This window comes from Streptomyces phaeoluteigriseus (genome assembly GCF_001896135.2).
GTDB lineage: Bacteria > Actinomycetota > Actinomycetes > Streptomycetales > Streptomycetaceae > Streptomyces > Streptomyces phaeoluteigriseus.
The window spans coordinates 286,242-296,284 of record NZ_MPOH02000017.1 but is presented as its reverse complement, the minus strand read 5'-3'; the positions used below and the strand labels follow the sequence as shown (position 1 = coordinate 296,284).

At 71.2% G+C, this 10,043-nt stretch carries 13 protein-coding genes and 1 tRNA gene; 12 read left to right on the top strand and 2 right to left on the bottom strand.

Annotation, left to right across the window (positions count from 1 at the left end):
• The first annotated feature begins 230 nt into the window (after window positions 1-230).
• Window positions 231-368, top strand: a complete 138-nt coding sequence (locus tag BM536_RS41420) for a hypothetical protein (RefSeq protein ID WP_170109964.1) — start codon at window positions 231-233, stop codon at window positions 366-368.
• 19 nt (window positions 369-387) lie between these two features.
• Here the strand turns inward: BM536_RS41420 and BM536_RS28795 are convergent, their stop codons facing one another.
• Window positions 388-2,004 carry a helicase HerA-like domain-containing protein gene (locus tag BM536_RS28795; protein ID WP_073499207.1) on the bottom strand — a complete coding sequence of 539 codons (1,617 nt, stop codon included), beginning with the start codon at window positions 2,002-2,004 and terminating at the stop codon, window positions 388-390.
• Window positions 2,005-2,109: 105 nt separating this feature from the next.
• Here BM536_RS28795 and BM536_RS28790 point away from each other — a divergent pair, with 105 nt between their 5' ends.
• Both BM536_RS28790 and BM536_RS28785 read left to right on the top strand, forming a co-directional pair.
• Window positions 2,110-2,406 (top strand): type II toxin-antitoxin system VapB family antitoxin, encoded by a 297-nt coding sequence (locus tag BM536_RS28790; RefSeq protein WP_004943146.1) that lies wholly within the window; start codon window positions 2,110-2,112, stop codon window positions 2,404-2,406.
• A gap of 123 nt (window positions 2,407-2,529) precedes the next feature.
• Complete coding sequence (locus BM536_RS28785; RefSeq protein WP_245873849.1) at window positions 2,530-3,168, top strand: LytR C-terminal domain-containing protein; 639 nt, start codon at window positions 2,530-2,532, stop codon at window positions 3,166-3,168.
• 73 nt (window positions 3,169-3,241) lie between these two features.
• Here the strand turns inward: BM536_RS28785 and upp are convergent, their stop codons facing one another.
• On the bottom strand, window positions 3,242-3,877 hold the full coding sequence (gene upp, locus BM536_RS28780; RefSeq protein WP_073499221.1) for a uracil phosphoribosyltransferase: 636 nt from the start codon (window positions 3,875-3,877) through the stop codon (window positions 3,242-3,244).
• Between the two features lie 137 nt (window positions 3,878-4,014).
• On the opposite strand from upp, the gene BM536_RS40400 reads away from it, so the two are divergent.
• The 9 genes from BM536_RS40400 to BM536_RS43275 all read left to right on the top strand — a co-directional run bounded on the left by BM536_RS40400 (window position 4,015) and on the right by BM536_RS43275 (window position 9,606).
• Complete coding sequence (locus BM536_RS40400; RefSeq protein WP_073499209.1) at window positions 4,015-4,233, top strand: hypothetical protein; 219 nt, start codon at window positions 4,015-4,017, stop codon at window positions 4,231-4,233.
• A 310-nt stretch (window positions 4,234-4,543) separates the two neighbouring features.
• Window positions 4,544-5,089 carry a tRNA adenosine deaminase-associated protein gene (locus BM536_RS28770; RefSeq protein WP_073499211.1) on the top strand — a complete coding sequence of 182 codons (546 nt, stop codon included), beginning with the start codon at window positions 4,544-4,546 and terminating at the stop codon, window positions 5,087-5,089.
• A gap of 59 nt (window positions 5,090-5,148) precedes the next feature.
• Window positions 5,149-5,580, top strand: coding sequence for a tRNA adenosine(34) deaminase TadA (gene tadA / locus BM536_RS28765; RefSeq protein ID WP_073499213.1), 432 nt, complete (start codon window positions 5,149-5,151; stop codon window positions 5,578-5,580).
• 55 nt (window positions 5,581-5,635) lie between these two features.
• Window positions 5,636-5,720, top strand: a tRNA-Ser gene (locus BM536_RS28760).
• 184 nt (window positions 5,721-5,904) lie between these two features.
• Entirely contained in the window at window positions 5,905-6,081 is a 177-nt protein-coding gene (locus tag BM536_RS41415; RefSeq protein WP_094103681.1) for a hypothetical protein, read from the top strand.
• Window positions 6,082-6,116: 35 nt separating this feature from the next.
• Window positions 6,117-6,410, top strand: a complete 294-nt coding sequence (locus BM536_RS28750; RefSeq protein ID WP_073499223.1) for a Dabb family protein — start codon at window positions 6,117-6,119, stop codon at window positions 6,408-6,410.
• Window positions 6,411-6,578: 168 nt separating this feature from the next.
• Window positions 6,579-7,415 carry an RNA polymerase sigma factor SigF gene (locus BM536_RS28745; RefSeq protein ID WP_073499215.1) on the top strand — a complete coding sequence of 279 codons (837 nt, stop codon included), beginning with the start codon at window positions 6,579-6,581 and terminating at the stop codon, window positions 7,413-7,415.
• 452 nt (window positions 7,416-7,867) lie between these two features.
• A complete protein-coding gene (locus tag BM536_RS28740) occupies window positions 7,868-8,779 on the top strand; it encodes an RNA polymerase sigma factor SigF (protein ID WP_073499217.1) in 912 nt (303 codons plus the stop codon).
• 584 nt (window positions 8,780-9,363) lie between these two features.
• Window positions 9,364-9,606 carry a hypothetical protein gene (locus BM536_RS43275; RefSeq protein ID WP_245873848.1) on the top strand — a complete coding sequence of 81 codons (243 nt, stop codon included), beginning with the start codon at window positions 9,364-9,366 and terminating at the stop codon, window positions 9,604-9,606.
• Window positions 9,607-10,043: the final 437 nt, after the last annotated feature.

Here is a 10,043-nt window from a genome sequence, read left to right as displayed (position 1 = left end):
GGTCCCGGAGGTGAACCGGACCCGGCCCCCGCCCGCCGCGCCGTGGACCCCCGCCCGGCCCCGGCACCCACCGTCCCGCCCGGCCGTACGCTCCCCGCGCCACCTCGGTCACCGCACCCGCTGAACCCCCTGGACACCCGGCACACGGTGGTCCTGCGCTGCTGACCGGCTCGCTCCGCCCCGAGGAGGACCGTCAGCTCGACGCTTCGAGAGACAGAAGGACCCGAGCCATGCCGACAGACCCGTACGCGATCCTGCGCGCCCTGGTGCGCGCGGAGGCCGCCCGCAGTACGCCGATGAAACCGCGGACCGACATCACCGACCGGCAGAAGGCGCGGCCGGTCCCGGAGAACGACCGGGGTCGCTGACGAACCGGCGGAGGCGGACCTACCGCCTCCGCCGTGCGGTGCCGAACAGGGAGCGCGTGATCTCCCGCCCGATCTGCGTGCCGACGGACCGCGCCAGCGACTTGAACATCCCGCTGCCGACGACCTGTTCCACGACGGAACGGTCCTCCTCGGCCTTACCCGGCTTCCCGGCCTTCCCCGGTTCCCCCGACTTCCCGGCCTTCCCGGCCTTCCCGGGTTCCTCACGGGTCGCGGGCCGCTCCGCCGTCACGACGTCCTCGGCGGGCCGCTCCGCCGTCACGACGTCCTCGGTGGCCCGCGCCGCCAGCTTCTCGTACGCCGACTCCCTGTCCACAGCCTGTGCATAGCGCCCGTACAGCGCGGACTCCCGCACCGACCGGTCCAGGGCCGCCCCGTCGACCGGTCCCATCAGGGACTCGGGCGCGCGCAGCCGGGTCGCGGCGACCGGCGTAGGGGCGCCGTTCTCGCTGAGGACGGTGACGACGGCTTCGCCGGTGCCCAGGCCGGTGAGCAGTTCCTCCAGGTCGTAGGCGGAGTCGGGGAAGGTCCTCACCGTGGCCTTGAGGGCCTTCTGGTCGTCCGGGGTGAAGGCCCGCAGGGCGTGCTGGACCCGGTTGCCCAGCTGGGCGAGGACATCGCCGGGCACGTCCTTCGGGGTCTGCGTGACGAAGAACACGCCGACCCCTTTCGAGCGGATGAGCCGCACGGTCCGGGTGATGGCGTCGAGGAAGGCCTCGGAGGCGTCGTCGAAGAGCAGATGCGCCTCGTCGAGGAAGAAGACGAGCTTGGGCCTGTCGGTGTCGCCGACCTCCGGGAGGTCGTGGAAGAGGTCGGCCAGGAGCCACATCAGGAAGGTGGAGAACAACTGTGGCTTGTCCTGGACGGCGGGCAGTTCGAGGACGGAGACGATCCCGCGGCCGTCGTCCGCCGTACGCAGGAACGCGGCCGTGTCGAACTCCGGTTCGCCGAAGAAGTCGGACATGCCCTGCGCCTCGAAGGCGGTGAGGGACCGCAGGATCACACCGGCCGTGGCCGTCGACAGACCGCCGATGCCCTTCAGCTCGCTCCTGCCTTCGTCGGAGGTCAGGAAGGCGACGACCGACCGCAGGTCCTTCAGGTCGACCAGCTCGAGGCCCTTCCGGTCGGCGTAGTGGAAGACCAGGCCGAGGGACTGCTCCTGGGTCTGGTTGAGCTGGAGCACCTTGGACAGCAGCAGCGGGCCGAAGCTGGTGATCGTGGCCCGCAGCGGGATGCCGTGGCCCAGGCCGCCGAGAGCGTAGAACTCGGCCGGGAAGCCGGTGCCCGCCCACTGCTGTCCGACCTCGGCGGAGCGGGAGGCGACCTTGGCGTTCGAGACGCCCGGCGCGGAGATCCCGGACAGGTCTCCCTTGACGTCCGCGAGGAAGACCGGCACCCCGTGCGCGGAGAGCTGCTCGGCGATGAGCTGGAGCGTCTTGGTCTTGCCGGTGCCGGTGGCGCCCGCGACCAGACCGTGCCGGTTGAGGACGGGCAGCGGGATGCGGACCTGCGCCCGGGGCAGACAGCTCCCGTCCCACAGCAGGGCGCCGAGATCGAGGGCGGGGCCGGTGAAGGCGTACCCGGCGGCGATCCCGGCGGCGCTCGGCGGCAGACTCATCGACAGCCCCTCGTTCCGTTATACACCTGTTCGTCACGTCTTTTCCAGCCTCGCACTCCGCCACCATGGCTGCGCCCGGAACGTCTGGACCGGTAGGCTTTCCGTGTGATCTTCAAGCGCATCGGAAACGGCCGGCCGTACCCCGACCACGGCCGGGAAAGCACCCGGCAGTGGGCGGACGTCGCGCCGCGCCCGGTCCGCCTCGATCAGCTGGTGACCACCAAGCAGCAGCTAGACCTGGAAACCCTGCTCGCGGAGGACTCGACCTTCTACGGCGACCTCTTCGCGCATGTCGTGAAGTGGCAGGGCGACCTGTACCTGGAGGACGGCCTCCACCGCGCGGTCCGGGCCGCCCTCCAGCAGCGCCAGGTGCTCCACGCGCGCGTGCTCGAACTGGACTGAGCAGGCCCCGAGCCACCCACCCGCACTCCCCGGCCCCCTGCCGGTTGGCCCTTTCGGGTGCTCTGCGCGCTGTCGAATGATCATCTAGTAGGCATGGCCGCTCCGGCGCACTACGCTGCGCTCATGAGCATGCTGACTCCCCCCGGCATGGGCGGCCGATACCGGATCACGGGGGACAAGTACCCCCGGATGCGCCCGCACCGGCGACGCGGCAGGCTGGTCGGCGCGGTCGTCGCCTGCGGAGCCGTGCTCGGCGTGGCCGGCTGGGGAACCGTTCAGCTCATCGACGTCTTCACCGGCGGCGGGGGCACCGCGTCGGCGGCCGGCACGAAGGGCTGCCTGACCAAGGCGAGCCCCGCGGCCAGCGCGTCCCCGGCCGTGCTGCCGAAGCCCGCGCAGATCACCGTGAACGTCTTCAACGCCACCACCCGCAGCGGCCTCGCCAAGACGACCGCCGACGAACTCAAGAAGCGCGGCTTCCGGATCGGCGAGGTGGGCAACGCGGGCCCGCAGTACGACAAGAAGGTCACCGGCACCGGCGTACTGCTCGGCCCCGCCTCGTCCCTCAACACCTCGCTGCCGGTCCTGGCCACCCAGCTCACCACCGCCGAGCGCCGCACCGACGCCGCCCACAAGGGCACCGCGATCGACCTGATCATCGGCAACGGCTTCAAGACGCTGACCGGCCTGCCGGAGGCGACCAGGGCACTGACGGCGCTGGCCGCGCCGAAGCCGACGGCGACCACGAAGAAGGACTGCTGAGCGCCGTACCCCTCAGGTACGGCGGGTACTCGTCGCCAGGTACGGCAGGTACTCGTCGTCAGGTACGGCGGTACTACTCGGCCGCGCCGTACAGGCGGTCGCCCGCGTCGCCCAGGCCCGGGACGATGTAGCCGTGCTCGTTGAGGTGGTCGTCGACGGCCGCCGTGACGACGGTGACCGGGGAACCCGCCAGCTCGCGCTCCATGATCTCGACGCCCTCGGGCGCGGCCAGCAGCACCACCGCGGTGACGTCGTCGGCGCCCCGCCGGATCAGCTCGCGGATCGCGGCGACCAGCGTGCCGCCGGTGGCCAGCATCGGGTCCAGGACGTACACCTGACGGCCGGACAGGTCCTCCGGCATGCGCGTGGCGTACGTGGAGGCCTGGAGGGTCGTCTCGTCGCGGATCATGCCCATGAAGCCGACCTCGGCGGTCGGCAGCAGCCGGACCATGCCGTCCAGCATCCCGAGACCGGCCCGCAGGATCGGCACCACCAGCGGACGCGGACGGGCGAGCTTGACACCGGTGGTGCCGGAGACCGGCGTCACGATGTCGACCTGCTCGGTACGCACGTCCCGCGTGGCCTCGTAGGCGAGCAGGGTGACCAGCTCGTCGGCGAGGCGACGGAAGGTCGCGGAGTCCGTGCGGCGGTCGCGCAGCGTGGTGAGCTTGTGGGCGACCAAGGGGTGGTCGACGACGTGGAGACGCATGTCCACAACAGTAACCGGGCCCGACCGGCCCGGCGTCCCCACACACAGTGAGCTTCTCCCTCGGGGTTGGGGATCCGTGGGCATCAAACCGCCCCGCGCAGGGAAGGTGGGTGGACACGGACCAGGGTGGTGGACCAATGGCTGACCTGCCAGAGCACGCGGCGGCACGACCGGGGGAACCGTCGAGGAGATCGTCGGCGGGGCCCGCGGAGACCGAGGGCGAGCGGCGTCGGCGACGCGCCCAGTTCCTGCGCGACCTGGCCGAGGCCCGCGAACTGCGCGACCGCGTCCAGCCGCGCCGCGCCAAGACCGCCCGGCTCCGACACGCGATGCGCATGCGCACCTTCCGCTGGTAGCCGCCCGCCCGGCGCCCGTTGGGAAGATCGCCGACGGCGCGCGCGTTACGGGGTGGGCGTGCGTGGCCGTACGGCAAAGCCGCGTACGATCCGCGGTGGTGGCAACGAGTGCGCTGGTGGATTGCTCGCGGACGTCCCCGTGGACCCGCGATCAAAACGTCCGGACACAGGGAGCCGAAGACGTCCCCTGGACGTCTTGTTTCTGCCACGATTCCGAGTGGGTGGGGCTCGGAGCCCGAGCTCTCCCCGCCCGCAACCTCCGCCGGGGGGACCCCCAACCGGCACGCCTATGACCAGTGGGAGAGTCACGGTGTACTTCGCCGCACTGCTCGCGCGCACCGAAGACGGGTGGGAAGCGAGCGACACAGAGCTCGACGATGTGGAAACCCTGTCGGATCTGGCCGACCTGGCCCGGGAAGCCTCTCCCGACGAGGACACCGTCCTCGTGCTGATCGAGCAGGAGGACTCCTGGTTCGGGGTCGTCCGCATCGACGGCGAGGAGGACCCGCGCATCTTCGTCTCCGACGCGAGCGCCGCCGCCCGCAGTTCCTACGGCGAGATCCTGCTCACCGACGAACTGCTCGGCCGAGATCCGGGTGACGCCGACGACCTGGACGTCCTCGACCTCGACGGCACCGAGGACGGTGACGACGAGAACGACGACGGGGACGAGGACGACGACGGCGTGGAGAGCGCCGGTCCGGTCGAGGCGGTGCCGCACGGCCCCGTCGGCGACGCCGGCATCCTCGACGACCTCGGCGTCGGCGAGAAGGAACTGAGGTCGCTGTCCTCGGACGCGCTCACCGAGATCGCCGAGTCCCTCGGGGCCTCGGAGGTCCTGGAGACCGTCCGCTGACTGCACCGACCGAGGGGGGCCGGCCCGCCGACCCCGTACGTGACCGATGGCGGGCCGCGATGCGGCTCGCCATCGACGAGGCCGCGCTGGCCGCCCGCGGCGGTGACGTCCCCGTCGGCGCCGTCGTACTGGGCGCCGACGGCACCACCGTCCTCGCGACCGGCCACAACGAACGCGAGGCGGGCGGCGACCCCACGGCCCACGCGGAGGTGCTCGCCCTGCGGCGGGCCGCCGCGCGGACCGGGGAGTGGCGGCTGACGGGCTGCACCCTCGTCGTGACGCTGGAACCGTGCACGATGTGCGCGGGCGCACTCGTCCAGTCCCGCGTGGACCGGGTCGTCTACGGCGCCCGCGACGACAAGGCGGGCGCGGCCGGCTCCCTCTGGGACGTCGTCCGCGACCGGCGGCTCAACCACCGCCCCGAAGTGATCGGGGGAGTCCTCGCCGAGGACTGCGCCGGGCTGCTCACCGAGTTCTTCCGCTCCCGCTGATCCTTCCGCGAATCCGATTTCAAAGCGGGGCTCACCTTGTTGTAAGGTCTCTCTCGGTAGCGTGTCCGAGCGGCCGAAGGAGCTCGCCTCGAAAGCGAGTGTGGCGCAAGTCACCGAGGGTTCAAATCCCTCCGCTACCGCTGATGACACCCCCTGAACCGTGGCGACACGGGTCAGGGGGTGTCTTGCTGTACGGCCCACGCCGCGTATCCCCCGAAACCGCCCCGGGCGTGGTGGTGTTGGTCGGTCGAAATGATGATGTGAGGGTTACACTCTCGGCCGGCAACAGGGGGCCCTAGGGGCAGTACTCAGAGGGAGGCCGCGGTGGCGGTGAACGCAAAGAAGATCGCCGTCTACGCACTCGTGGTCTTCGTGCTCTACGTGATCATCACGGACCCCGAGAAGGCGGCGGACTACGTCCAGATAGGCTTCGAGGGCATATCGGACGCCGCCAGCGCCATCGGCGACTTCTTCACCTGGCTCGCCGACGGGGCGAACTAGAAGCCGCCGCGCGGCCGTAGCCACTGGGAGTGCCCTTGATCCGCCATCTGGTCCTCTTCAAGCTCAACGAGGGCGTCACCCGGGACGACCCCCGGGTGGTGGAGGGCGAAGCGGCCTTCCGTGCCCTCGGCGGGCAGATCGACGAGCTGCGCTTCTGGGAGCTGGGCTGGAACATCAGCGACCGGCCCATCGCCTACGACTTCGCGATCAACTCGGCGGTCGAGGACGCGGACGCCCTCAAGCGGTACATCGAGCACCCGGCGCACCAGGCCGGTGTCGCGCTCTGGCGCGAGTTCGCCACCTGGGTGGTCGCCGACTACTCGTTCTGAAGCGCCCCCACTGAGCCCTCCGCCGGAACGGCGGGGGGCTTTCGCGCGTCCTGCGGCCAACTTCTCCTTCAACACGGTGTTATGGGGTGCTTGCACACAGTGCACATGTCTTGTGATGCTATGACCGCTTTTGATGGATGAGTTGACCGAAGTTGACCTGACGAAGAGGTGGCGTTGACCGTGCCGGCCAGTACTGCGCCGCCTCAGGAAGAGGCTCCCTCCCCGACGACGCCCGAGCGGCGGCGCGGCGCGGACACCCGGGCACTGACCCAGGTGCTCTTCGCCGAGTTGAAGAACCTCCAGCCGGGCACGCCGGAGCACGACCGCGTACGCGGGGCGCTCATCGAGGCCAACCTTCCGCTCGTCCGCTACGCCGCCGGACGCTTCCGCTCCCGCAACGAACCGATGGAGGACGTCGTCCAGGTCGGCACCATCGGCCTGATCAACGCCATCGACCGCTTCGACCCCGACCGGGGCGTGCAGTTCCCGACCTTCGCCATGCCGACGGTCGTCGGCGAGATCAAGCGGTACTTCCGCGACAACGTGCGCACCGTGCACGTACCGCGCCGGCTGCACGAGTTGTGGGTGCAGGTCAACAGCGCGACGGAGGACCTGACCACCGCCTTCGGCCGTACGCCGACCACCGCCGAGATCGCCGAGCGGCTGCGCATCCCCGAGCACGAGGTGCTGTCCTGCATCGAGGCCGGCCGCTCGTACCACGCGACCTCGCTGGAGGCCGCGCAGGAGGGCGACGGGCCGCCCGGGCTGCTGGACCGGCTCGGTTACGAGGATCCGGCGCTGGACGGGGTGGAGCACCGCGACCTGGTCCGCCACCTCCTGGTCCAGCTTCCCGAACGCGAGCAGCGCATCCTGCTGCTGCGTTACTACAGCAATCTGACCCAGTCCCAGATCAGCGCGGAACTCGGGGTCTCCCAGATGCACGTCTCACGCCTCCTGGCGCGCAGCTTCCAGCGGCTGCGGTCGGCGAACCGCATCGACGCCTGAGGAGCCTCCGCCGGAGGTGGAGCGCCACCCTCCGGGGTAGCCCTCCGGTCCTCCGGGGTAGCCGTCCGGTCCTCCGGGGTAGCCCTCCGGTCCCCCGGGGTAGCCGTCCGGGGTAGCCCTTTGGAGGTGCTCCTTCCAGGAGTACTCCTTCCGGAGCTACTCCTTCGGGGTGGGAACGCGTAACCGAACGCGGGAGCGATCCATCACCGCCACGGGCGAATCACTCAGCGGGGCGCTTCCGGGCCGAACTGTGCTGAAACACCGTCACACCCCCTCTTTCCAGGGCCGATTCGTGACTCACATGTCGACATGTCACTACAGCGTGTTGCCGACATGTGACATTCTGCCGGAAGCGCGTTTGCCGGGGCTTCGGCTCCGGTATTCAGGTGAAGGCTGGCGTTCCTCGATCCGGAGCGTTCGTCACGACCGTCCCGCGACCCAAAGGGGGTGGCATGTCCGCAGACCAGGGCAGCTCGAAGGTGCTCATGCTCACAAAGAGCGAGTCCGCGCCCACCGAGCCCGTCACGCCCGTCGAGCCCGACGTGCTCGACGCCGTCACGGCCCTCGAGGCCGCTCCCGTCCCGGCCCTTCCGGCCACGGGGGCCATCGACACCCGCACCCTGTCCCGCTCCCTGTTCCTGCGGCTGGCCGCGCTCGACGAGGAGAGCCCCGAACGCGCGTACGTCCGGGACACGCTCATCGAGCTGAACCTCCCGCTCGTGCGGTACGCGGCAGCACGCTTCCGTTCGCGCAACGAGCCGATGGAGGACATCGTCCAGGTCGGCACCATCGGCCTGATCAAGGCGATCGACCGCTTCGACTGCGAACGGGGCGTCGAGTTCCCGACCTTCGCGATGCCGACGGTCGTGGGCGAGATCAAGCGCTTCTTCCGCGACACCTCGTGGTCGGTGCGCGTCCCGCGCCGCCTCCAGGAGCTGCGGCTGGCCCTCACCAAGGCCAGCGACGAACTCGCCCAGAAGCTGGACCGCTCGCCGACGGTGGCCGAACTGGCCGTCGTCCTCGGCGTGTCCGAGGAGGACGTGGTCGACGGCCTGGCCGTCGGCAACGCGTACACGGCCTCCTCCCTCGACTCCCCGGCCCCCGAGGACGACGGCGGCGAGGGCTCCCTCGCCGACCGCCTCGGCTACGAGGACACGGCACTGGAGGGCGTGGAGTACCGCGAGTCGCTGAAGCCCCTGCTGGCCAAGCTTCCGCCGCGCGAGCGGCGCATCATCATGCTGCGCTTCTTCGCCAACATGACGCAGTCGCAGATCGGCGAGGAGGTCGGCATCTCCCAGATGCACGTCTCGCGCCTCCTCACGCGCACGCTGTCCCAGCTCCGCGAGGGCCTGATCTCCGACTGAGCCACCGAGCGGGCCCCTCACCGGGTCCGCGCCCGTCCGCGGGGTTCCTTCCTGACGAACCGTCAGCCACACTGGCGCGATGCGCCGGCCAACGTGGACACAGGGCCGCCGGGGCGCCGTACTGGGCGCGTCGGCGGCCGTCGTCATGTGTACGGCAGGACTCGGACTCCTGGCCGCCGGGGGCGGCGGCCCAGACGGGGGTTACGTGGCGACAGGCGCGGCACCGGGTCCCTCGGGCGCCGCGGCGCCGCCCACGGCCGGGGTCCGGTTGATACCGCTGGACGACGGGGAGTCCGAGTCCGGGTACCCACCCCCGCGCGAGGCCGAGCCGGCACCCCGCCCGCCGCAGAGCGGCACCCCCGCCGGCCTCGGGCCCACGACCTCCGTCGCCCGGCGTGCGGACCAGCCCCGCCCCGCCCCAGGCACCCGCCGGCCCTTCCAAGTCCCCCTCCCCGGTGCCTGGTTCATCCCCGCCTCCCACTCCCACTGCCACTGCTACTGCTACTGCCCCGCCCGCCGGCCCTGCCGTCCTGGACGTCAGCGAGCCCGAACGCGCCGCCACGGACCGCCGGTGGTGCGAGCAGGTGACGCTCACCTTCCACAACTCCGGCGGTACGGCGGTCCGTTCGGGCTCGGTGACACTGGGAACGCACGTCATCGGCGCCCTGGGCATCGACTGGGCGACGATCGAGTCCACGGAGAACCTCCCCACGCCGATCGCCCCCGGCGCCCGCGAGCGCGCCACCTGGACGGTGTGCGTGGACGCCTGGCGCGTCCCCCTGGGCATGCACGTGGAGACACGGGACGTGTCGGTGCGGTGGGAATGACTCCGTCGGGCGGACCGGGGCTGACAGAGGGCCGGCCAGGGGCGGGTGCGGCCGGGTGAGTACGGGCCGGGGCGTGTGTCCTGGGCGCGGCTGGGGCGGGTACGGCTCTGGTCTGCGGGACAGGGCGAGGGCGTCCGTGCGGAGGCGCGGGCGGGAGAGGCGCGACCGGGCGGACCTGGAGGTGTGGACTCTCGTCCCCGCTCGTGTGACGCGGGCGGATCGGCGGGGTGGCGCGTCGGAGCCCCGTTCCACCGAGCCGCACCCCGCTCGAGAGCGTCGTACAGCCATGGGGCGCGCCCCGCCGCAGCCGCCGAGGCGCCGCACGGTCGAGGCGCGCCCTCGCCGTTCCTTACTTGAGTGCCAGCCAAGCGACCGCCGCCACGATCGCGACCGCCGCGACGACGCCGAGGATCAGGCCGAGGCGGGGGCCGGTCGGG

What these genes read in the sequence shown, in the direction of transcription:
- BM536_RS41420 (WP_170109964.1), top strand. Translation starts at nt 231, where the DNA reads ATGCCGACAGACCCGTACGCGATCCTGCGCGCCCTGGTGCGCGCGGAG.
- BM536_RS28795 (WP_073499207.1), bottom strand. Translation starts at nt 2,004, where the DNA reads ATGAGTCTGCCGCCGAGCGCCGCCGGGATCGCCGCCGGGTACGCCTTC.
- BM536_RS28785 (WP_245873849.1), top strand. Translation starts at nt 2,530, where the DNA reads ATGAGCATGCTGACTCCCCCCGGCATGGGCGGCCGATACCGGATCACG.
- upp (WP_073499221.1), bottom strand. Translation starts at nt 3,877, where the DNA reads ATGCGTCTCCACGTCGTCGACCACCCCTTGGTCGCCCACAAGCTCACC.
- BM536_RS40400 (WP_073499209.1), top strand. Translation starts at nt 4,015, where the DNA reads ATGGCTGACCTGCCAGAGCACGCGGCGGCACGACCGGGGGAACCGTCG.
- tadA (WP_073499213.1), top strand. Translation starts at nt 5,149, where the DNA reads ATGCGGCTCGCCATCGACGAGGCCGCGCTGGCCGCCCGCGGCGGTGAC.
- BM536_RS28740 (WP_073499217.1), top strand. Translation starts at nt 7,868, where the DNA reads ATGTCCGCAGACCAGGGCAGCTCGAAGGTGCTCATGCTCACAAAGAGC.